25 protein-coding genes and 1 pseudogene are annotated in these 22283 nt (G+C 44.5%); 16 read left to right on the forward strand and 10 right to left on the reverse strand.

What is annotated here, in order from left to right:
• Positions 1–103 precede the first annotated feature (103 nt).
• Positions 104–1267, forward strand: a complete 1164-nt coding sequence (gene sucC, locus ACLWNV_RS17615) for an ADP-forming succinate--CoA ligase subunit beta (protein WP_413585763.1) — start codon at positions 104–106, stop codon at positions 1265–1267.
• Positions 1268–1273: 6 nt separating this feature from the next.
• Positions 1274–2146, forward strand: coding sequence for a succinate--CoA ligase subunit alpha (gene sucD / locus ACLWNV_RS17620; RefSeq protein WP_413292190.1), 873 nt, complete (start codon positions 1274–1276; stop codon positions 2144–2146).
• 112 nt (positions 2147–2258) lie between these two features.
• On the opposite strand, the gene ACLWNV_RS17625 is transcribed toward sucD, so the two are convergent.
• From ACLWNV_RS17625 to ACLWNV_RS17635, 3 genes and pseudogenes are all read right to left on the reverse strand, one after another.
• The gene (locus tag ACLWNV_RS17625; protein ID WP_413585764.1) at positions 2259–2444 is read right to left on the reverse strand and encodes a hypothetical protein; all 186 of its coding nucleotides are present in this window, start codon (positions 2442–2444) and stop codon (positions 2259–2261) included.
• An 843-nt stretch (positions 2445–3287) separates the two neighbouring features.
• Positions 3288–3524, reverse strand: coding sequence for a hypothetical protein (locus ACLWNV_RS17630; protein WP_413585765.1), 237 nt, complete (start codon positions 3522–3524; stop codon positions 3288–3290).
• 36 nt (positions 3525–3560) lie between these two features.
• Positions 3561–3710, reverse strand: a pseudogene (locus ACLWNV_RS17635) (RHS repeat-associated core domain-containing protein); the annotation flags it as partial.
• A gap of 43 nt (positions 3711–3753) precedes the next feature.
• Here ACLWNV_RS17635 and ACLWNV_RS17640 point away from each other — a divergent pair.
• Both ACLWNV_RS17640 and ACLWNV_RS17645 read left to right on the forward strand, forming a co-directional pair.
• Positions 3754–4892 (forward strand): IS3 family transposase gene (locus ACLWNV_RS17640; protein ID WP_413585766.1). Its coding sequence is split into 2 segments (ribosomal slippage): positions 3754–4012 and positions 4012–4892, totalling 1140 coding nucleotides; the frame shifts between segments, so codons are not numbered across the junction.
• 341 nt (positions 4893–5233) lie between these two features.
• Positions 5234–5902, forward strand: coding sequence for a hypothetical protein (locus ACLWNV_RS17645; protein WP_413585767.1), 669 nt, complete (start codon positions 5234–5236; stop codon positions 5900–5902).
• Between the two features lies 1 nt (position 5903).
• Here the strand turns inward: ACLWNV_RS17645 and ACLWNV_RS17650 are convergent, their stop codons facing one another.
• Positions 5904–6332 carry a hypothetical protein gene (locus ACLWNV_RS17650; protein ID WP_413585768.1) on the reverse strand — a complete coding sequence of 143 codons (429 nt, stop codon included), beginning with the start codon at positions 6330–6332 and terminating at the stop codon, positions 5904–5906.
• Between the two features lie 145 nt (positions 6333–6477).
• Between ACLWNV_RS17650 and ACLWNV_RS17655 the strand changes: the two genes are divergently transcribed.
• The 10 genes from ACLWNV_RS17655 (at position 6478) to ACLWNV_RS17700 (ending at position 15130) form a co-directional block, all read left to right on the forward strand.
• Positions 6478–6657: a hypothetical protein gene (locus tag ACLWNV_RS17655; RefSeq protein WP_413585769.1), complete on the forward strand. Its 180-nt coding sequence runs from the start codon at positions 6478–6480 to the stop codon at positions 6655–6657.
• 99 nt (positions 6658–6756) lie between these two features.
• Entirely contained in the window at positions 6757–7584 is an 828-nt protein-coding gene (locus tag ACLWNV_RS17660; RefSeq protein ID WP_413585770.1) for a S1 family peptidase, read from the forward strand.
• Positions 7585–7655: 71 nt separating this feature from the next.
• Entirely contained in the window at positions 7656–8801 is a 1146-nt protein-coding gene (locus tag ACLWNV_RS17665) for an AGE family epimerase/isomerase (protein WP_413585771.1), read from the forward strand.
• Between the two features lie 66 nt (positions 8802–8867).
• Positions 8868–9173 carry a hypothetical protein gene (locus ACLWNV_RS17670; RefSeq protein WP_413585772.1) on the forward strand — a complete coding sequence of 102 codons (306 nt, stop codon included), beginning with the start codon at positions 8868–8870 and terminating at the stop codon, positions 9171–9173.
• Positions 9174–9187: 14 nt separating this feature from the next.
• Positions 9188–9613: a nucleoside-diphosphate kinase gene (gene ndk / locus ACLWNV_RS17675; protein WP_340598110.1), complete on the forward strand. Its 426-nt coding sequence runs from the start codon at positions 9188–9190 to the stop codon at positions 9611–9613.
• A 3-nt stretch (positions 9614–9616) separates the two neighbouring features.
• A complete protein-coding gene (locus ACLWNV_RS17680; RefSeq protein WP_413585773.1) occupies positions 9617–10762 on the forward strand; it encodes a class I SAM-dependent RNA methyltransferase in 1146 nt (381 codons plus the stop codon).
• Positions 10763–10786: 24 nt separating this feature from the next.
• Complete coding sequence (locus tag ACLWNV_RS17685; protein ID WP_413585774.1) at positions 10787–11542, forward strand: tetratricopeptide repeat protein; 756 nt, start codon at positions 10787–10789, stop codon at positions 11540–11542.
• Positions 11539–12606, forward strand: a complete 1068-nt coding sequence (locus ACLWNV_RS17690) for a helix-turn-helix domain-containing protein (RefSeq protein WP_413585775.1) — start codon at positions 11539–11541, stop codon at positions 12604–12606. Before ACLWNV_RS17685 ends, ACLWNV_RS17690 begins: the two co-directional genes overlap by 4 nt.
• Before the next feature lie 2 nt (positions 12607–12608).
• Positions 12609–13925: an ArnT family glycosyltransferase gene (locus tag ACLWNV_RS17695; protein ID WP_413585776.1), complete on the forward strand. Its 1317-nt coding sequence runs from the start codon at positions 12609–12611 to the stop codon at positions 13923–13925.
• Positions 13922–15130, forward strand: coding sequence for a hypothetical protein (locus ACLWNV_RS17700; protein ID WP_413585777.1), 1209 nt, complete (start codon positions 13922–13924; stop codon positions 15128–15130). The genes ACLWNV_RS17695 and ACLWNV_RS17700 overlap by 4 nt, the downstream gene beginning before the upstream one ends.
• Here the strand turns inward: ACLWNV_RS17700 and ACLWNV_RS17705 are convergent.
• The gene (locus tag ACLWNV_RS17705) at positions 15120–15428 is read right to left on the reverse strand and encodes a 2Fe-2S iron-sulfur cluster-binding protein (protein WP_413585778.1); all 309 of its coding nucleotides are present in this window, start codon (positions 15426–15428) and stop codon (positions 15120–15122) included. The two genes, ACLWNV_RS17700 and ACLWNV_RS17705, sit on opposite strands and share 11 nt — an antisense overlap.
• 69 nt (positions 15429–15497) lie before the next feature.
• Between ACLWNV_RS17705 and ACLWNV_RS17710 the strand changes: the two genes are divergently transcribed.
• Positions 15498–16112: a PolC-type DNA polymerase III gene (locus tag ACLWNV_RS17710; RefSeq protein WP_413585779.1), complete on the forward strand. Its 615-nt coding sequence runs from the start codon at positions 15498–15500 to the stop codon at positions 16110–16112.
• Between the two features lie 53 nt (positions 16113–16165).
• On the opposite strand, the gene ACLWNV_RS17715 is transcribed toward ACLWNV_RS17710, so the two are convergent.
• The 3 genes from ACLWNV_RS17715 to ACLWNV_RS17725 all read right to left on the reverse strand — a co-directional run bounded on the left by ACLWNV_RS17715 (position 16166) and on the right by ACLWNV_RS17725 (position 19161).
• Complete coding sequence (locus ACLWNV_RS17715; protein WP_413585780.1) at positions 16166–17779, reverse strand: NAD+ synthase; 1614 nt, start codon at positions 17777–17779, stop codon at positions 16166–16168.
• A 42-nt stretch (positions 17780–17821) separates the two neighbouring features.
• On the reverse strand, positions 17822–18178 hold the full coding sequence (locus ACLWNV_RS17720) for a DUF2203 domain-containing protein (RefSeq protein ID WP_413587651.1): 357 nt from the start codon (positions 18176–18178) through the stop codon (positions 17822–17824).
• 131 nt (positions 18179–18309) lie between these two features.
• Positions 18310–19161, reverse strand: a complete 852-nt coding sequence (locus ACLWNV_RS17725) for a hypothetical protein (protein ID WP_413585781.1) — start codon at positions 19159–19161, stop codon at positions 18310–18312.
• A gap of 31 nt (positions 19162–19192) precedes the next feature.
• On the opposite strand from ACLWNV_RS17725, the gene ACLWNV_RS17730 reads away from it, so the two are divergent.
• Positions 19193–20257 (forward strand): tetratricopeptide repeat protein, encoded by a 1065-nt coding sequence (locus ACLWNV_RS17730; RefSeq protein WP_413585782.1) that lies wholly within the window; start codon positions 19193–19195, stop codon positions 20255–20257.
• Here the strand turns inward: ACLWNV_RS17730 and rimO are convergent.
• Positions 20254–21627, reverse strand: a complete 1374-nt coding sequence (gene rimO, locus ACLWNV_RS17735) for a 30S ribosomal protein S12 methylthiotransferase RimO (protein ID WP_413585783.1) — start codon at positions 21625–21627, stop codon at positions 20254–20256. The genes ACLWNV_RS17730 and rimO overlap by 4 nt on opposite strands.
• Positions 21624–22274 carry a LolA family protein gene (locus ACLWNV_RS17740; RefSeq protein ID WP_413585784.1) on the reverse strand — a complete coding sequence of 217 codons (651 nt, stop codon included), beginning with the start codon at positions 22272–22274 and terminating at the stop codon, positions 21624–21626. Before ACLWNV_RS17740 ends, rimO begins: the two co-directional genes overlap by 4 nt.
• Between the last annotated feature and the right edge of the window lie 9 nt (positions 22275–22283).

Below are 22283 nucleotides of genomic sequence, written 5' to 3' on the forward strand. Positions count from 1 at the left end.
CCCTACCTTCCATCAGTCCTGCGCCGAGCGGTAATCCTTGTCTCTGAGTATGATTTGATATTGAATGGGGCCTCAAACGCAAGTTCATAATCGGAGTTAGTACATGAATATTCATGAGTATCAGGCCAAAGAAGTCTTGAGAAAGTTCGGAGTAGCAACGCTTAAAGGTAAGCTTGCTCACTCTCCAGAAGAAGCAGTTGCTGCTGCTAAAGAAATCGGTGGATCAGTTTGGGTTGTTAAAGCTCAGATCCACGCTGGTGGTCGCGGTAAAGGCGGCGGTGTTAAAGTTGCTAAGTCCTTGGACGAAGTTGCAGACTACACTAAAAAAATGATCGGCATGACTTTGGTAACTCACCAAACAGGCCCTGAAGGTAAAGTTGTTCAAAAAGTTTTCATCGAACAAGGCTGCAACATCGCTAAAGAATACTACGTTGCCTGCTTGATCGACCGTGCAACAGGAAGAGCTGCAATGATGGCTTCTTCTGAAGGCGGTATGGATATCGAGGAAGTTGCTGAACACAATCCAGACGCGATCAAAAAAGTGGACATCGATCCAACTGTTGGTTTGATGCCTTTCCAGGCTCGCGAATTGGCTTTCCAAATCGGTATGGAACCAGCAATCGTTAATAAAGCTGTAAAATTCTTTGCAGGTCTTTACAACGCATTCATCGCGACAGACTGCTCTATCGCTGAGATCAATCCTCTGGTTGTAACTAAAGAGGGCGACGTTCTTTGCCTGGACGCTAAAATGAACTTCGATTCAAACTCATTGTTCAGACATCCAGACATCGTTGAAATGCGCGATTTGAACGAAGAGGAACCTTCTGAAATTGAAGCTTCTAAGTTCGATCTGGCGTTCATCAAACTTGATGGTAACATCGGTTGCCTTGTAAACGGTGCCGGTCTTGCGATGGCGACTTTGGATATCATCAAATTGCACGGCGCTGAGCCTGCAAACTTCCTGGATGTTGGCGGCGGCGCTAACAAAGAGAAAGTGACTGAAGCGTTCAAAATCATCCTTAAAGACAAAAACGTTAAAGGCATCCTGGTTAACATCTTCGGTGGTATCATGAAATGTGACATCATCGCTGAGGGCGTAATCGCTGCTTCTAAAGAATTGGGTCTTAAAGTTCCATTGGTTGTTCGCCTTGAAGGTACAAACGTAGAACTTGGTAAAAAAATGTTGAAAGAGTCTGGCTTGAACATCACTCCAGCAGACAACTTGACTGACGCAGCTAAAAAGATCGTTGCTGCGATTAAAGGATAAGCGAACATGGCAATTCTTATTAACAAAAACACAAAAGTAATCTGCCAAGGTTTCACTGGTGCTCAAGGTACATTCCACTCTGAGCAGGCATTGGCATACGGAACAAAAATGGTTGGCGGCGTGACTCCGGGTAAAGGTGGCACGACTCACATCGGTCTTCCTGTGTTCAACACAGTGAAGGAAGCAAAAGCAGCTACAGGTTGTAATGCATCTGTGATCTTTGTACCTCCTCCATTTGCTGCTGACTCTATCATGGAAGCTGTTGATGCTGATTTGGATCTTGTGATCTGTATCACTGAAGGCATCCCGGTTCTTGATATGGTTAAAGTAAAAGAATACATGAAGGGTAAACGCACTCGTTTGGTTGGTCCAAACTGCCCAGGCGTTATCACTCCAGGCGAATGCAAAATCGGTATCATGCCAGGTCACATCCACAAGCAAGGTCGTATCGGCGTTCTTTCACGTTCCGGTACATTGACTTACGAAGCAGTTGGTCAGTTGACGGCTCTTGGTATCGGTCAATCCACTTGCGTAGGTATTGGTGGTGACCCAGTGAACGGTACAAACTTCATCGACGTTTTGAAATTGTTCAATGAAGATCCAGACACTGACGGTGTTATCATGATCGGTGAAATCGGTGGTTCTGCAGAGGAAGAAGCTGCTGAATACATCAAAAATCACTTCAAAAAACCTGTAACTGCGTTCATCGCTGGTGCTGCGGCTCCTGCTGGTAAACGTATGGGTCACGCTGGTGCGATCATCAGTGGTGGTAAAGGTACTGCTGAAGCGAAATTCGCAGCACTTGAAGCTGCTGGTTGCAAAATCTCTCGCTCCCCTGCGGACATGGGAACGACGATGCAATCTATGCTTAAGAAGTAGTTTTTAAGTACGATTCAAATAAAAAAACCCACGGTGATGAACCGTGGGTTTTTTTATGATTTATTTAATCTCGCCCCAAAGCTTAATCCCAAATAGAGATCAAGTTTAGATATTACTCGCTGGTATATTTCGTTGCTAGCCAAATGAGATACTCTACGATCAAAAAGACTGTTGCATCTATCCATAAAAAAGAATCCGGACCAATTAAGGGCTGTAAATGAATCGCCACAAAGCTGCTAATCATCAATGCAACAGGTGCGAATGCAATAACAACCAAATATCTCGTTCTATTTTTCATTAGGTATCTCCACCACTACTTCCGCCCTGACCCACTCCATTGCCCGGATGACAACTTTTTAGAACAATAGGAATACACTAAGTGCGCGGTATAAGTTTTGGATTTAGCGTTCAAAATAAATCCAAGGAATCACTTTCCACTAACCAATCCATGCAGAGAGCGACCTGCTACGGTTAAATCCATCACAACTTCACCGCTTTAAGCACGCGCCAGTTACGTTAACCCTTGCGGGAAAAATTCAGATATTCCCATCTAACGAAATATCTCGATGTCAGCCAAAAGAAGGTATTCAAAAATAAAAACGAGATCCCAAGTCAGAGACCACTCGATCTTTGGCGACGCAAGTAACATGATATAATCACCGCAAGGAGCACCGCAGAAGCCCCCTCAGGACGAGGCAACAAAATGTCCAACAAACTTGTAAGGATAGGTCTAAATTCATTTATGGAGGCAAGCGAGGGGTTTGCCTTAAGAATTTCCTCTTGCGGCCTTTTGGTTACCACAAGAAAATGCTTTTGCACAAAAAAAACCAGATTTAGAAACGCCGTTAGATAAAGAGTCTTGATCACTTTATTTAAGGATATCCTCATTTCCTCATACCATGAATTGCACCACTGCAAATATGCGCGAAGGAGGAAGTGGGAAAATAGTAATGCTATCCCGCCTCCCACCATCATAAAGAAATATTCAAATATTCTAAGTATTCCCTCATAATGAATTCCATTCCCAAAGATCATGGGAAATGACATCACGAAAAGAGCTAGGCTTAGCAGCCACATAAACGCATATGCTATTCGAGAAAGATATAGGTATGCCTTAACAAATGTCTTCACTGACAACTCCTCACTCCAGATCTCTCAACCACGGATAGACACGGCTGTGTCTATATTTACACATTCCTCCAACCTCTTCGCCGCCATTGTCTGGATCAAATGGCGGCGGGAGTACCGGCGTGTTAGGTGTTTGGTTTGGATAGTTTGCATTTAAATCTTCATCCTTTCGCTCTTTGTCTTTTCTGTCTTCTTCCCATTTATCGCCGTTGTTCCACCAATCAATAATCTCATAGAAGCGATCCCACAATTCTTTTTCTTCGTCAGAGACCTCTAAACCACTTGGATCAACATTATTAATCGGGTCATTTAAAACATAGCCATACAGATTTGAATCACCGCCAAAAAAGTTAATTGGATCCTTTTCGATCCATCTACCGATATCAGGAGCATAGTCCCGCGCTCCAAACTTGTGACCTGCACCCCTTAACTTAATCCACCCTACATGATATTATTGCGGGGTAAATAGAGGTTTGTCTATGGCAAGAAAGAAGTATAGCCCAGAGCAGGTAGTTCAATTCTTAAGAAATATCGAAATTGAACAAGGGCGCGGGGCCACGCAAGAAGAAGCTGTTAAAAAGGTTGGAATCACCCTCCAAACTTACTTTAGATGGCGCAAGGAATATGGCGGACTTAAAACCGATCAAGCAAAGAGACTGCGCGAGCTTGAATCCGAGAACCAAAGGCTTAAGAAGTTGGTCGCAGATCTTGCGCTCGACAATTCTGTCTTAAAAGAAATCAACAAGGGAAACTTCTAAGCCCGTCTCGGAAGCGAGAGGCTGTCGAACATGCGATCGAAACCTTTTCGATATCAGAGCGGCGGGCTTGTAAAATCTTAGGTCAATCAAGGTCTTCCCAGAGATACACAATACAATTTGCACCAGACGAAGACCGCTTAACCCGAGACATAATCGAGTTCGCCAATCTTTACGGAAGATATGGCTATCGTCGGATCACAGCACTCTTGCGCTCTAATGGATGGCACGTGAACACCAAGCGAGTCGCTCGTATCTGGCGTGAACGAGGTCTTAAAGTTCCAAAGAAGCAACAAAAACGTGCACGCCTCTGGGATCGTGAAGGCTCTTGCATTCGCCTACGCCCAGAGTATCCAAACCATGTCTGGTCTTATGACTTTGTTCACGATCAAACCCACGATGGCAGGACGATAAAGATGTTCAACGTAATTGATGAATTCACTCGAGAAAGCTTAGTTATAAAAGTTGGTCGAAAACTCACAAGTGTGGATGTAATTGAAACACTTGGCGACCTATTTCTATCTCGTGGCGTTCCGACCCACGTTCGATCTGATAATGGACCAGAATTCATTGCATCAACTCTTCGTCTTTGGTTCGAACAATTAGAATTAAAGCCGTTATTCATTCAACCAGGGAGTCCTTGGGAAAATGGGTACTGCGAATCATTCAACGGAAAGCTTCGAGATGAACTTTTGAATGGAGAAATATTTTACTCTTTAAAGGAAGCAAAAATTCTGATCGAAAGATGGAGGAAGCACTACAACACAGTTAGACCGCATAGTTCTTTGAAATATCGGCCACCAGCTCCAGAAACTTTTTCACCGGCTCCGATAAAAATTGAAAGGCGTCTAGTCGCATTATAACTGGTACTGAAATTGGGTTCAGGTCAACAAAGCTGATAAATTCCTTTTTGTTGACTCCAACAATGTCAGCATAATGTTTTGGGGAGTTGAATTTCTTATTTGCCTGCTAACAATAGTTTGAACTTATGTCTGGAAAAATGAGTCCGTTTCTATAAAGTTCGGTAATAAACAGGTACGTTTGGATAGGTCTTTAAAAGATTACCACGCGATTGCACAGTGCTTTCATTTTAGGCCCGGCGAATCCTAAAGATTGTGGTCTGGCCCAAGGTTTGTAAACTTCAATCCCCAAAACATTGCCTTCAATTATTAATTTTGTTCCCTGAAATTCCGATTAATAATCCATGCTTAACAAAGTTCTCTACTCTCTGGTTTTATTTTTCGCCAATCCAGCCCACGCCGATCAACTGGTCGATTTTGGTTTTGGTCTTTCTCACGAGGAGATGGTCGCTCAAGGATATAGATCCGTCGTCAAATCCTCGGGCAATATGATCTATGAAAAGAAGTCCGAACAGGCATACAAAAAGATGGTGTCTTTAAAAAACGATCACGTCACTACGGTTTATCGGGATCAATCTGGTGTTTACTTTCAACATACGAAATTAGATGAATCCGGAAACGTTCTGGGATTGGCCGAGTGTAAATATCAGAAAGAATCCAATTCCACAGCCTGCGATATTCAGACAGTTGAGATCTGCCAGGAATTACTTCACAAAATCGACACCGGAAGTTTTGGATTTGATTTAAAGAAGATTCAAGAGTGTGCGGATCTATCCAGCAAGATCAGCTACAACCGAAAAAGCATCGACGGCTTCTTGCCAGAGGTTCAGAAAAATCTGGTCGCTGTATATCCAGGAGCTCAAAACACTGTGGTTAAAGCGCCTGCGGTTTCATTGCAAACGCTTTTGAAGGACTATGCTGCCTGCAAAAAAGCTGAAACTCATTTGGCAACACAGTCAGGAAACAAGGCTGCCACAAAAGAGTCAGCGGCAACCCAAAAAGGACAGCAGTAATTTACTTACAAACCAAGCCGGGCTCATTGCCCTCGCTACGAAAATCAAAGTACTCGCGCTTATCAAGATCATTTACGAATAGCTGACCTGTGTAGCGGCCTGTTGCTGTACCACCTTCAATTTCAGGATAAAGCTGCAAATACACTCCACCTTGCAAAGCATCCCCACGCATATTCAAATCACCAGAGCCGGACAAAGGCGACAAAGTAATCGCTGTCGAATAGTAATTGTGAGCGCCATTTCTTTGAACAATCAGGTTCGCACCTATTGTACTAAAACCAACCCACGGATGTTGTGCATCGACTGCTCTGTTAACTTGAACTGTAACGGTTGCTTCATTGCCAATAGTTGAACAACGCAACTGCGTGTAGGAAGCAAAACTTACCAAAGGGAATTGAACGATAAGCGCCAGGGCTGCCAATGTTTTCATGGGGTCTCCTCTAAGTGAGACCCGTTTAACCCCGCCGCCCCTAAGAAGCAAGGCGCAAACCCTAATTAAAAGCTTAATGAAAAGGCGGTTTGTAGTTCACCAGCCTTATTTGCAATATACTCTCACGGCCCCTAATCTAATAGGGATGATTAAAGGCGGCTCTGACCTTTTAAAAGAGGTCAAAAAAACATTCAAAGAGGGCGGATTTAAAGCTCTTCGCAAAAAGTATGGCTGGAAAATGTTTGCCATTATCATCGGTTATTATCTGGTTCGGGACGTAACCCTATATATTCTCATACCCTATTTCGTAATCAGATCGTTCTAAAGAATCCGTGTCAAAACAGTCGACACATGAATGCGTAGATTTTACGAAAAACTCATTCCCTTCCCCCAAAATATTTGTTCTCTGATAAAGTGCAGGACCATGAAATCATTGGGAATTTTGTTTCTTATATTTCTTGCGGGATGCACCGCTAAGGATTCCAATTCCACCATCAAAAGTGATGGCGCCGCAGTCTATTACGATGGTGATTCGCGCGAAGAAGTTTCCGAAAATGATCGCACCTATGTGGTTGCCAAAGCCACTGCAATGATTTTTGATGGCACTCGAAAAAACTTTCCTTTTTTGAAAGACATGTATCCGCTTTGCGAGAATGAAAGATTTCAGGAGCAAAAACTTATCGGATATTGCTCTGGCGTTTTGATCGCATCAAACAAATTACTTACGGCCGCTCACTGCATGCAGAATGCAAATTCCTGCGCTAATGCGAAACTGGTATTCGGTGCTCATCATACCGTTCAAAATCTTCCTATCTTTTCCTGCAAACAAGTAGTCGCTCTGAATAAAGAATTGGATTTTGCGATTATTGAACTGGATCGTGAAGTGATGTCTGTCACTCCAGTTCGCGTAGCCCGTGAGTTTAATCTACAGGAAGGCGATACAGTATTAAGCATGTCCTATCCCCTGGGGCTGCCGCTGAAACAAGATTTAGGCGTCGTTAAAAATGTTGATGCCAATAAATCCTTCTTCAAAGTTGCGGTCGACACATTTGCCAGCAGCTCTGGCTCCCCTCTTTTCAACACAAAAGGTGAGGTTGTGGGAATCTTAAGTCGCGGTGCCGAAGATATTCTTGAAGATGACATTTATAGAGTTCAAACTCGTGGTGGCTGCATTAACTTTAATAGCTGTAAAAACGGCTCCTGCAACGGAGAAACGTTTGTTAAGGCCGCACTGATCAGCGACAAAATCTAAACATGCCTTGACCCTTGGCGCTTACGAATTATGCTTCAGATATTAACTTTTTCTGAAGAACCGAGAGCGCTATGAATCCTTCTCAAAGAATTGAATTTTCAAAAAACTGGCTTACCAACGATGTATTCCCTCTTTGGAGTGGCAAAGGCATTGATCGCAAGAATGGTGGTTTTGAAGAAAACCTGACATTCGAAGGCGAACCCATGGATATGCCCCGCCGTGCAATGGTTCAATCCCGTCAGATTTATTCTTTCCTGACTGGTCTTCGCATGAACACTGTATCGAAAGACGTGGCCACTTTTGCTGTCAATCAAGGCGTGCGCTACATGATCGATAAGTTTCAACAACCTTCAGGCGCGTTCATCTATTCGGTTCTTCCAGATGGTACTCCCAAGAGTATGAATCCGGATCTTTACACTCAGGCATTCGCGCTGTTTGGATTAGCTCAGGCTTATCAGATGGATCCAAAGCCAGAATATAAAACTCGTGCAAAAGATTTGGTGAAGTATCTGTACCGTGAAAGAAGCGTTAAGGCTGGTGGCTTTACCGAACTTGATGAAAAAGGAAACATCTCCTACAAATCAAATCCGCACATGCACATGTTCGAGTCCGCGATCGCGTGGATGCAAATCGATAAAGATCAGGAATGGTGGAAACTTGGCGATGAACTTGCGACACTGGCTTTGACAAAATTCATCGATTCTCAAACTGGCATCCTGGGCGAATACTTCGATGAAAACTGGAATCCACTGCGCGAGAACGGAAAGTTCGTTTACGAACCAGGCCATCAGTTTGAATGGTCATGGTTGTTTTCCCTTTATCAGGATCTGACTGGCAAAGACTGCAAGGCTGTTCGTCATAAACTATTCCTTTCAGCAGATAAGCATGGAACTGATCCTGTTCGTAAAATTGCTTTTGATGAAATGTGGAGTGATTTCACGCCTAAACTGACTTCTTCGCGTTTTTGGCCACAAGGTGAGCGTATTAAAGCGGCAGTTCGTTTAGCCACGGAAGTCCCAGCGTCAGACCAGGCGGTTTATCACAAGGCTGCTGACGATGCCATGGACACCCTGTTTAAGTTTCTTGCGACCCCGAAAAAAGGTATGTGGTACGATCAGCTTTCAGCTCAGGATACTTTTTCCGGAAATTTCTCTAAATCCAGCTCTTTATACCATATTATCAATGCCTTAGAGGAGTACGTAAACTTGCGAAATTAGGACGGAATGCTTGACAGTGGGGTCCCCTAAAGGCTAACAAGAGGCCTAAAAAAAAGGGAGACCACTGTGAAGAAGCTTTTAGTCATTGCTTTGCTATTTGCATCGACAACAGCTCATGCCGGTCGCATCAAGGAAGTCGTTATCATGGCTACTGAAGATGTCGAACAAACTTTGAATCTTTTAAATCCCGATTTCCGTTACGTTATTAAAGGTCAGGGCTTCACTGAAGCCGATGACTCCACGGGTACGGCAATTCAAACAGTGGTAGCAGTTCGTAACTTGATCACTATGCAAACACGCGAGTGGACATGCACGACTCAGTTCCATAAAGCACCAGAATTTTTTGAGATCACATATACAATTTGTAAATAACAAGGAGATACCTAATGGCTATCGAACAAACATTCTCAATCATCAAACCAAACGCTATGAAAAAAAATGCTATCGGTGACATCGTAAGCATGTTTGAAGCAAACGGTTTGAAAATCGCTGCTGCAAAAATCGTTGTATTGTCTGCTGATAAAGCTGGCGAATTCTACGCTGAACACAAAGCTCGTCCATTCTTCGGCGAACTGGTTTCTTTCATGACTTCTGGTCCAGTTATGTTGATGTGCTTGCAAGGTGAAGGCGCAGTTTTGAAAAACCGCGAAATCATGGGCGCAACTGATCCTAAAAAAGCTAACGCAGGAACTATCCGTTCTAAATTCGGCGACAACGTTGGTGAGAACGCGGTTCACGGTTCTGACTCTGTTGAATCAGCTGCTCGCGAACTTGCTTTGTTCTTCGAAAAACACGAAATCTGCAACGCATAGTCTGTGACTGCAAATTCTCGCATCCAAGTTAAGATCGAGAAGATGGCCATCGGAGGCGCGGGCATCGCCCGCCACGATGGCCTTGTTATTTTTGTACCTTTGGCTGCACCTGATGACGAGTTGTTGGTTGAAATCACGACCGCAAAAAAGAATTTCGCTGAAGCACGCATCGTTGAAATTATTAAGCCTGGTCCGTCCCGCAGAACTCCACCGTGCCCTGTCGCAAACGTTTGTGGTGGTTGCAACTGGCAACATCTGACCGAACAAGAACAGCAAAAACAAAAAGAAGCCCTGGTGCTGGAAACAATTCGCAAGTTCAATCCGGATTTAAAATTCGATTACTTGCCTTTGCAACCAAGTCCCCGCTCGCTTCGCTATCGCAATCGTATTCAGCCAAAATTTCATAATGGCCGCTTCGGTTTTTTTGCAAGAAATTCCCATGAAATTGTCGAGATCGACGATTGCCTCATCACCGAGGAAGTTCTGACAAAAAAGTTCCCAGAAGTTCGTCAATGGGCTGCTGATAAAAAATCAAAAGATCTGTTACGTCTTGAAATGTATATTTCTGAAAATGAAGAGATTCGTCATGGTCTTATCACAGACGAAGATGACGGCATTGGTTTTTCTCAGGTCAATCGCTTCCAGAATCCACATTTGTTAGAAACCACATTGGAATGGGCCGGTGATATTAACTACCCGCAGGTTTTTGACCTTTATGCAGGGGCAGGAAATTTCACTTTCCCGTTAATGAACAAATATAAATCAGCCAACGTCACCGCAGTTGAACTGAATCCAAAACTTGTGGAACGCGGACGATCTCAAAACAAGGACAAGCGCCTGCGCTATTTCATGTCTGACGTGGAAAGCTACATGCGCAGAGCCACCATCCAAGAACAGGACCTCGTGGTCCTGGACCCTCCACGTGCCGGTGCCAGCGAGTACATTATGCGTGCTCTTGCTGCGGCTGCTCCCCAAAGAATCATCTATATCAGCTGCCACCCGGTTTCCCTGGCTCGCGATCTGAAGTGGCTCTTTGCTTCCGCTCAACAGCTCGGCAAAAAATTCCGCCTGGAACGCATGCAAACATTCGAGATGTTTCCCCAGACAGACCATGTGGAGACTATTGCTGAGCTCAGGGTTGACTCTTAGCTCTCTAATGATACCTTTTTATTCATGCGTAAATGGATTATCGCTGCCTGTGCACTCACTTTGGTGGGATGTGCAAGTTGGAATCAAGACAAAGAAAAAGCCGCTTTATATCTTCGAATGGGCAATGCCTTTATCGAAGAAACAAACTATCCCAACGCCATTGCCGCACTTTTGAAGGCTCAGGAATTAGATCCCTCTGATCCCACAATTCAGAACAGTCTGGGACAAGCGTACTTCCTAAGAGAGCGCTATGACCTTGCAGAAAAACAGTTCCGCAAAGCCGTATCCATGAACCCCCGCTACACTGATGCACGCAACAATCTTGCTCGCACATTGGTTGAAACCGGCAAGTTCCCAGAAGCGGATAAAGAACTGACACTGGTTCTAAATGATTTGACCTACAGCGGTGTCACTAAAGCTTACACAAATCTGGGCCTGTCTAAATTCCACCAAAAACAATACTCCGCAGCCCAGGATGCTTTCTTAAAAGTACTTGGTTCGAATGCAGATGATTGCTGGGCAAATACCTACTATGGTCGGGCTTTCTTTGAACAACAAAAATACTCGCAGGCTTCCGAAGCCCTGGATCGCGCCATCGGCTTTTGTCAAAAAGACCTGATTGATGAGCCCCACTATTATAGCGCTCTGGCTTATTACCGCATGGGTGATAAATCCAAATCGGTCGCTCGCTTTGAGGAAATCATTCGCTACTATCCAAATGGTAAATTCCGTGAAAAATCCAAGGGCATGCTGGAATTGATTCGAAAGGGACAACAATGAAAAAAACCGGTGAAATACTGAAGGCCGCTCGCGAAGAAAAAGGCCTGTCTCTGAACGAAGTGGGTTTGTCCCTAAAAATCAGCAGTAAAGTTTTGAAGGCGATCGAAGACGGCGATGAGAATCAGCTGCCGGCTAAAACTTTCTTACGTGGCTTTGTTAAAAGTTATGCGACTTTCCTTCGCTTGGATGCTGATAAAATTCTGGAAACTTTCTATGAGGAAATGGGCAGCACTCGCCCACAACCCTATATCCGTCCATCCACGACTCCAGAAAAAGAAACAGAATCTGAAGCTAAATTGGAATCCTCTGACTCCCCCGAAGCGACTGTTACGCCAATCCGCAAAACTGCACCGTCGTCTTCAAGCAATGACTATTCCCCGTTGAATAAAAATAACAATACAAAAACTATCGTTGTCGGTGTGCTGTTGGTAGTTCTTGCGGGTCTGATTATTTTCACTAAAAAAATGATCGATAAATACTCCAAGGAAGCAGAAGTTCCGACGGCTGAAGTGGCTGAGATGATGGAAGGCGCAACACCGGTTGATGGTGATGCGACTGCTACTCCTGAACCAATGACTTCTTCCTCAAGTCCGACACCTGATGCTTCGCCATTGGCACAAATTACGAAAACTGATGAAAAAACAGAGCCGATTTCCAAAGCAACTCCGGTTGCCTCACCTAAATCGACTCCTTCTCCTACCGAAACGCCAAAAGCATCTCCAAGCCCAAGCGTGACAGCAACTCCGTCTCCAACGACAACGGCGACTGCTACCGCAACTGCAACGGCAAGTCCTTCACCAACGGCTTCAGCATCGCCGTCTCCAACTCCAGCAAAACCGGTTGAGTTGATTGTGGAAGCCCTGGATACAGTTGAGATTGAATACTCCTCTCCAAACGGCAAACCACAAAAAATCAAACTTTCTGCAGAGCAAGTTCACACATTTAAAAGCAAAAGCGGTTTGAAGATTAATTTCTCAAACGGCGGCGCTGTTAATCTGATCTTGAATGGTAAAGAACTGGGTATCCCGGGTGACTTGGGTAAGCCGATTAAATTGAGCTACTAAGTTTGAAGGACCTCAAGCGACTTTGGCTGATCAGCCTCTTCGTAAAGTTAATTCTGGCAGCACTCATTCCGCTTAGTGCTGACGAAGCATATTACTGGGTTTGGTCAAATCGCCTGCAGCTAAGCTACTTTGACCATCCACCGATGGTCGCCTGGCTGTTTTACTTGGGACATTTCCTGGAGCCCGTGCTTCACGCTGTTCGCTGGCCAGCCGTAATCCTGGGGCATATGACGATCTGGGTGGGCATTGAACTTCTTAGAAAATATGTGGACCTTGAAAAAATCCGTCTGTGGATTTATTTGGTACTGTTTTCCCCGCTGTTAGGTTTTGGTTCATTAATTGTCACTCCGGATTTACCGGTAATCTTTTTTTGGGTTCTTTCAATTTATTGTTTTGATCTGGTACTTACAAAGAAAGACCTGAAAAGCTACGCAGCCTTCGGTTGTGCGCTGGGCTTGGGTTTTTGCGCCAAATATCACATCGTCTTGTTCGTGCCATGCCTTCTTCTTTATCTTCTTTTTGAAAGAAAATGGCGCGAAGTTATCTGGAAGTACGTACCCGTCACTATCGCAACAGGTTTGCTGTTCTGTCTGCCGGTGATTCTTTGGAATTATCAAAACGACTTCATGTCTTTCCGCTTTCAATTGGATCATGGCTTTGAAAGACCGGAGTACAAAGCCGAATGGACCATCACTTATGTACTGGCGCAGATTTTAATTATCTTTCCCTGGGTGTTCTGGGCCGCGATTCGTGCAAAAGTGCCGGGAACTTTACGCTATTTAATCTATTTTGCCTGGGTGCCATTGCTATTCTTTTTCGGAACGTCGTTTAAAGCCCTGGTTGAAGCTAACTGGCCGATCATTGCGTATCCGTCTGTGTTAATGCTCGCGGTTCTTCATCCTAAAATGCAGAGCTGGTATCGTTATTACGTGGGATTCTTTGGGATTCTTATCGCCCTGGTTTTAAGTTTGCTCTTTATTCCGCAACTTAGAAAATTAGATCCAAAAATCGGCGAACCTTTTGATTACCAGCGTTTGGCCTCTGAGACTGTCAGTTACCAACCTCTGTATGGTGATTCCTATCAAATGGCTTCATCACTTTGGTATTTTGGTAAATCCCCCGTATTTAAACTGACGGGTATCAGTCGTTATGACTTTTTCGACACTTTTCCAGAGGCTAAACCTCAGGGAAACAAGTTTTATTTGGTGAAGCGCGCAGGCAATGGTTTACCGCAGTGGATTTCCGAACAACAATGGACTTATCAGGAAGTTAAAACAATCGCTCCCGATTTTGTTGTTTTGGAATTCACACGACCATGAAAACACTCGTAGCTTTCTCATTCTTGCTGGTTACTTATTTCCTGTACGGATTTTATCTGAATCAGTTCGACACGTCGATTGTTCCGCATCAGATATCCACGGCACACTCGTCAAACTACTATGACTACAAAGGTGTTTTAAACGTTCACACTGACTTGTCTTCGGGATCTGCAACACCGAACTTTGTGATCACGTCTGCCAAGCTTGCCGGATTGGATTTCCTGATTTTCACTGACTTAAATCTTTTCAATATGCCAACCAGTTTTGAATCCTATCACGGAAATCTGCTGGTCATGTCCGCCGGCAAGTATAGCTATCTGGATTCACGTTTGCTTTACTATTCTCTGACTCAGGAAAGTATCGGCGACACCCTTGGAGAGGCACAGGTGAAGCTTGCTGACTTGCTGTCGCAAAAAACCGGTGCCAATAAAGATTCTCTGACAGTTTTGGCTCATCCCTATAAAGCAGGCTTTACCTGGAGTGGAGAAATTCCTACTGGCCTTGATGGTTTCGAGTTGTGGAACTTAAAGAGCTTATCTAACCGCGCCTGGGATTACTCCAAAGCGTCGACAATCTGGAGTTTACTGATTTATCCATTCAATCCAAGATTGTCTTTCCTGAGACTTTACACTGAACCCACTGACGAGATCGCTTTACTGGATAAACTTTCACAACAAAGAAAAGTGGTTGTTTATGCAGGGGCTGAAGCTTCGGCGCGCGCCATTCCCCTGGCAAATTACTTTATTAAGTTTCCGTCGTATAAACGTTCTTTTGAAATCATGTCCAATCACGTTTTGCTAAAATCAGAGCTGACTGGAAGCTTTAACGGGGATCGCGCCAAGATTTTCAACGCCCTAAAGCAAGGGAACTTCTATATGGCGATGGATATCCTTGGAGATCCAAAAGGTTTCGTTGCGACTATTGAAGACGAAAAACAAACCTATCTGATGGGATCAGAATTTAAACTTAAAAAAGGAATGGTTTTAAAAGTAAAACTTCCCGCTGTTCCTAAAGAGTATTTTGAGATCGTTATTTTTAAAGACGGTGTTGATGTCGGACGCGTCAATCAACCTGAAACTGAATTTCCAATTACTTCACCCGGTGTCTATCGTGTGCAAGTGCGTGTGACTGCGATGCTGCCCATTCCTGATGCTAAGAAGTGGTTCACCTGGATTTACACAAATCCGTTTTACATCACGCCTTAGGCGGGATTTCGCACACCAGGCCGTCGATGGGCTCGGTCTGACATGCCAGTCTTTCATAATCGGCGAAGCCACGATCCCCTGCCATCTCCATTTCAACTTCGTTTCGTGGCGGAAGATTTTCCAATCCTTCGCGCACAAAAATACGGCAAGTCCCACAGGTTCCAAAGCCCCCGCAAGTATGGTTTAAAGGCAAGCTCTCGCGTACCGCAATATCGAGCACACTCTGGTCCTTTTGACTCACCAAGACAATCCGGTTGTCCGGCAAAAAGGTTATATATTTTCCAGACTTAGACTTCACTAAGAAGTTCCCCCATATTCGGGCACTCTTTTGTTGAAAGGGCCTCTGCCATTTTGTATCAATTATGCCATGAGATTTGTAGCTTTTGACTTTGAAACAACTGGAACAGTGCCTGGCGTTGATCAAATTATTGAAATCGGAGCAGTCCGTTTCATTAATGGCGAGCCCGAGGCCGTATTTGCAACCCTTGTGGACCCTCTTCGTCCAATTCCCCCAGGTGCTTCAAAAGTAAATGGTATTTTTGATGAAATGGTTCGCGGAAAGCCGACCATTGAAACATTGTTGGATTCTTTGGCTGATTTCTGTGGCGATGACATCATGGTTGCGCACAACGCTCCATTCGATGCTCAGTTCCTTACTGCTGACGTTAAAAAGCACGAATCCAAAGCTCCGCGCGGAATCGTTCTGGATTCATTGCCAATCGCTCGTAAGGTTTTCCCGGGTCTTCCAAACTACAAGTTGGGAACTTTGGTACAACACTTGAAAATTCCAACAACAGACTTCCATAGAGCGGAAGAGGATGCGACTTACCTTGGGCACATGTTCACACAGATGCTAAAACGTATCTCTATCGGTGGACAAGCACCACAGATTGGGAATCTGGTGGCATTGACTGGTAAGCCTGAATTGCGTTTCCCACAAATTGTCCGTCAGCCAAAACAAATGGACTTCTTCGGAGTTTAGTTTTTTTCGAAAAATTTAGAATTAAAAAAAGGCCGTGGGAACACGGCCTTTTTTTATGCTTTTTGAGCAATCGGATAACGTCGACCGCGCCCAAATGCATGGGTTGAAACTTTCAGGATCGGGGCCGCCTGCCAGCGTTTAAATTCGGTTCTCATCAAAACCGGCAACAACCATTTGTCAGCATCAGTTTTTGGTTCTTTCGCCTTCTCCACCAAATTCACAACAGCTTTATCCAATTCATCATAAGGCGGCAGGGCATCCTGATCCTTCTGATTCGGACGAAGTTCTGCTGATGGTGGACGAGTGATAATCATTTCAGGAATCACTTCGCCTTGCTTGTTGTAGTATTGAGCGAGCTCGTAGACCTGCTTCTTGGTCAAATCGCCCAAAGGCGCCAAACCACCACACATATCGCCGTACAAAGTGGAATAGCCAGAAGCATACTCGCTTTTATTCCCCGTCGTTAACAACATGCTGTTATTTTGATTCGAGTAAGCCATCAATGTCAGACCACGAAGTCGTGCCTGCAGATTTTCATTTACAACACTGAAACCTTCAAGACCGATACCCTTTTTAAGCATCTCGACAACTTTTTCGTACATGGGAGCAATTTCAACGATTTTAAATTCAACACCCAGGTTCTGCGCCAACTGCTTAGCCAGATCCAAACTCATCTGAGCATTGTACGGTCCCGGCAACGCCAAGGTAGTTACGTTAGCAGGTCCCATGGCATCCACAGCCAAAGCTGCTGCCACAGCGGAATCAATTCCTCCACTTGAACCCAAATGAACTTTCTTCATTCCGGTTTTTGCACAGAAGTCGCGGATTCCCAAAACCAAGGCACGACGAAGTTCCTCGGTAGAGGAAATCTTTGCATTCTTGTTCCAGGTTTCTTTGGTATCCAGGTCAATCACGTTCAGGTCTTCTTCAAAAGCCTGACAAGTCATAAGTTTCTTACCGTTTTTATCCAGAACAAAACTTGCGCCGTCGAAAATGATCTCGTCCTGAGCGCCGACAAGATTCGCATATAAAATGGGTGCATTGAAATACTGCGCGGTTTTCTTGGTTACGTATTCGCGCTGTTTCATTTTATCCACGAAGTAAGGTGAAGCACTTAAGTTCACCACCAGATCCACCTTCTGCTTTTTTACCTTAGCCAAAGGATTCACTTTGTAAGGCGATCGTCCTTGAGCATCCGGCCAGGCCCAAATATCCTCACAGATAGTCAGAAAGAATTTCTTACCTTTCCAGGTGAAGTAATTCTTGGAAAAATCACCGGGCTCGATAAAGCGGGCTTCATCAAACACATCCCCGGTAGGCAATAACTGTTTATGGAAAAAGCGCGGCTTCTGACCCTTAACCGCAAAGACTGCGGAGTTATAATAGGGGCGGCCTTTTTTATCGGGATTTCTGGTTATCATTCCAAAAATAACCGCAATGCCTTTAGGAATTTTTTTAAGCAGGTCGCGCATCTCGGCTTCCTGCTTTTTTACGATCTGCTCACGCTCCAACAAATCAAACGGATGGTATCCAAACAGCGTGCACTCAGGAAACACAACCATGTCACACTTACGCTGTTGTGCCTGCTGAATATAATTTAAAATCTTTTCTTTATTGTATTTGAAATCGGCCAGAGTCGGATTGATTTGTGCCAGAGCTATTCTCATGGGCTCAATATACGCTGACCTAATGGAGTTTCAAGTCGGGTTTTATTGGTCGATGACTGTACGTCCCGAAAAACCATCGTGGTAACCATGAAAATGATTCACCTGGGTCTCTGGGTATTTCCAGCAGAAATAGCCTTCTCCGCTGTCAAAATCCGCCATCCATAGTCCTTTGGGCTCGGCACCCAATTTTTCAATCTTGGCCTGCCAACGATCAATTATGGTGTTGATTTGTTCTTCGATGATAACCACGGAAGGGTGGGTCTTGTCAGAGTACGCTTCGATACGATTGACATGCAATTTGACCTCACGATTAGCCTCTTCAGTTAACCGATAAACGATCGGTAACAACTGACGTGCTTCACTAATTGTGAAGAATTTTTTGCGATTGATCTCAATCACATTTTCCAAAAATGGCCCCCTCGAATCAAGCGAGTGCCTTGTATGCTTGAAGCGCCCGGATGTATCAAGCATTTCCGTCTGTGACAGACAACTTAAGAATTAATGTGGAAATTTTCTAAACGCGATGCAGACTATTTTTCACCACTCTTGGAAAATTGCAGTGCCTGACCGCCAAGGAAAATAACCAGAGCAATAATCAATGCGGCGATGAATAACCAACGTATAAAATTTCCAAAGGTAACGGCCTTTTCCTCGGGTGGTAATTCAAGTTTTGGTTCTGGTTTTTTAACAGCAGTTTTCTTTTTCGGGGGAGCAAATCCCTCGCCCTGCACAACAGTGGTCTTGCCGCCACCATTGGCTTTCTTCTCGAGTTTCTTACGTTCATCCTCAGTCATTCCGGTAAGCGGCACAGAGGCTACGCGACGGCCTGATTGGACCGAATAGCCACCATTGTTGGATTGAAAATATCCACCAGCTCCACCGCCCTCCAGGGCAATTTCTACAACTTTTCCACTCTGTTGTTGTGAGCTGTCTATACCCGATGTCGGTGCACGCGAACGACTGATACGACTGCTTCCGCCTGATCTGGATCGGGAACCCGCATAAGTACTGCCACTGCTGCTTCTTTCGGAAGAGGAGGACGAACTTGCGCTCGAGTTCTTCTCGGACTGATTTGAAGATTCACTGTTGCTGGAGTTGGAATTTGAAGATGCCGGGTTATTCTTAAAACCACCCTCGACATTTTGAAAATTGAATTTACATTCCAGGCCACTGTCACTGCCCAAAGCCGGCAGCTCCCCGGTTTCCAGCAAACACGCCATGTAGTCGCCCATGAAGGACTTAACAAAACCCTGAAACGGTTTAAAGATTTGAGAGATCAACATCAAAATAAGAGACACCGTAATGATCAAAATCAAAACGTACTCAATCACAGCCTGACCGCGATTGCTTTTTAGTCCAGCTGAATATTTAGATCTCTTCACTCGCTTGGGCATTTAAGTCATAATACAACATATGAAAAGCAGACTGAATTTCAAACAATTGCTCGTGGTAATCATCTTGCCTTTTGTCTCATTTTCGCTCAGTGCTGGAACACCCACCCCGACTTCCGGTCAGGATAAAATCGAGAAGTTAAAGGCTGATATCCGAAAACAGCCCCAGAACACTCAGCTGGTGGTGAAGCTTGCTGAAGAATTCTACGCCCAGAAAGACTATCAAAAAGTCACTTTATTGCTTTGGAAAAACATCGATAAAATCGGCCGCCCGGAAATTCTGATGCTGGCCCGGGCGCATGAAGCCCGCGGTGAAACCGGCGACATGATTCGCGCCGTGAATAATCTTATCAGCAAGAATGACAAGGACGCAGAAGCCTACTCATTGCTTGGCAACGCGTATTCGCTGCAAAAAAAACCCAAAGAAGCTTTGGAAAATTATAAGCTCGCGATCGAAGCGAATCCCAAATACGAACCTCCCTATCACGCTTTATTGAAAATGTATGGGGACCGCACTCCGCCGAACTATTACGAAATGCGTATTCTGGCCCAGGACATGGTTGATAATATTGGTAAGCGCCCTGAGTACCTGGAAATCCTGTGCGATGTGAATACCAAAGACAGCACTTATGACGCCGGCATTACCAGCTGCCGCGAAACCATCCAGCTTGATCCCAAACGCGCCAGTGCCCACGTAAATCTGGGTCTGAACATGAAGGGCATGGGTGATGATGATAAAGCCAAAGCAGCCTTAAAAAAGGCCGCCAATGACTTTCCGAAATCAGAATTCGCTCAGTACACTTACGGTCGCCTGCTGGAAGATGATAAAAGCTCCATAGAGGCTATGAAATACTATAAGGCAGGCACAGGGGCAGACCCTAAATCGGCGCGCTCCTGGCTGGGCCTGGCGACAACTTCATTTGATATTAAAAAATACGATGTGGCTTACATCGCCTACAAGAACGCCTGCAAATTTGATAAAAAAAATGCCGTAGCCTTTAGAAGAGCTACGACAGTTTTAAGAAATTCCCGAACCACTGATTGGGTTGGGAAGTTTGAAAGTGCTTCGGAAAACTGTACTTTCTAGTTTTCCGTTACGATTTCACCAATAAGGTCGTATTCCATAGAGTCGGTCACATGAACTTTAACCATGTCGCCGACTTTCGCTTCACCGTCGTTGATCAAAACAACACCATCGATATCCGGTGCCTGACCCCAGAAACGACCTTGCAATAACAGGTCAGTCTCTTCCGAGAAACCTTCAACGATAACCTCGATAGTTTTACCCACGAAATCACGGTGTTTGTTGCGGGAGATGTTTTGCTGAACTTCCATCAAAGCGTCATGACGGTAGTCTTTAGTTTCATCATCAACCTGATTGTCCATACGGCCACCTGGAGTGTTTTCTTCAGGAGAGTATTTGAAGCAACCCACGCGGTCGAACTGCTGATCAGCCACGAAGTTCAATAGCTCTTCGAATTGTTCCGCTGTTTCACCAGGGAAACCCACGATGAATTGAGTACGGATCACTGCCTCTGGCAAATGCTCACGAATGTTCATCAAAGCTGTCTCGATTTCATCACGAGTCATCTTACGATTCATGCTCTTAAGAACTGCATCGTTTACGTGTTGAAGTGGCATATCGAAATAACGAACGATTTTTTTGCTGTTCTTGATAACCTGAACCATCTCTTGTGTGATGCCATCTGGATACAAGTACATCAAACGGATCCACTGCAAACCTTCAACCTGATCAAGTGCTTTCAACAACTCAACCGGGCTTTCTTTGCGTGTAGGATCTTTACGACGAATATCAAAACCATAGTCAGTAAAGTCATGGCTGATGATGATAAGTTCTTTAACTCCACCGGCAACAAGCAATTTTGCTTCAGCCACGATAGCGTCAATAGAGCGTGATTGCAGGTTTCCGCGGATCAACGGGATCGCACAGAATGCACAACGCTTCATGCAACCTTCAGAGATTTTCAAATAAGCACGGTGACCCGGTTGTGAATTCACACGCGGAGTCGCCTCTTCCTGAAGATACGTTGGCAAATTGAAGAACGTCTTTTGCTTTTCGCCAGCCTCGGAATTTTTAAGAATCTTAGAGATGTTTTGGAATTCACCAGAACCCACGAACAAATCCGCCTCTGGCAAACCTTCAACCAGGTCATTCTTATAACGTTGAGTCAAGCAACCAGCGACAACAACCTTTTTGATTTTGCCCTCTTGCTTAAGATCGCTCATGTCCAGAATGCGCTGGATGGATTCTTTCTTGGAGTCTTCAATGAAACCACATGTGTTCACGATAACTGTGTCAGCCTCATCAGCCTCGCCCACAACCTCGAAACCGTCTTTCATCAGCGTTCCCGCCATGATCTCACTGTCGACCAGATTCTTAGGGCAACCTAAGCTGATAAAATGAACTTTTTTATTTTGAAGAGTTTCTTGTTTCATAGGTCTGTCACCGGCACATTTTTAGGTGGTTGATACTTAAATAAACTTTTTTTAACACTGCTTTTGAATTTTACGTCCGAGAACTTCATCGTCGTGATGTTTTGCACATCATCCTGATAAGAGATCTGATCGACGATCAGCTTTTTTGTATTCACAACAAGCTTGATATCCTTGATAGCCAAATCATCTTTCAAAGGAGCGATGGCAAGCGTGGACATATCTCCATCAGTCTTTTCATCCGTCACTTTGAAATTACCCTGCAAATCACCACCCAACAAAGTTGCGATGATTGTTTGGGATTTATTTTTCTTATTCACTTTACCGCGGGCAATTTGCGGATCGCCGCCGAATTCTTTCGGTGGATACTGAACACTCCAGATTGTCGTGCCATCAAATACCAAAAGACTTTTTTCCGGAGTGTTGTTTTCCCAGCGAATCTTTCCGCTGGAAATAGCAAGCGTGCCTTCGTACTTGTTTTCGCGACCCTGCAGAACAAGCTTATCAACCTTTTCCACATTCATTTCCACAAGCTTTGTTGTGCGATATTTTTGGGAGATTTTCTTAAGTGTGGCGTTGGACTTTTCCGCTGCGACAGCATTCAAAGAAAGTCCAATTGCTAAAATTAAGGCACTGATTTGTTTGCACATTCCGGCCTT

It is taken from the genome of Bdellovibrio sp. HCB274, from assembly GCF_047306075.1.
In the GTDB taxonomy this organism is placed as follows: Bacteria; Bdellovibrionota; Bdellovibrionia; order Bdellovibrionales; family Bdellovibrionaceae; genus Bdellovibrio.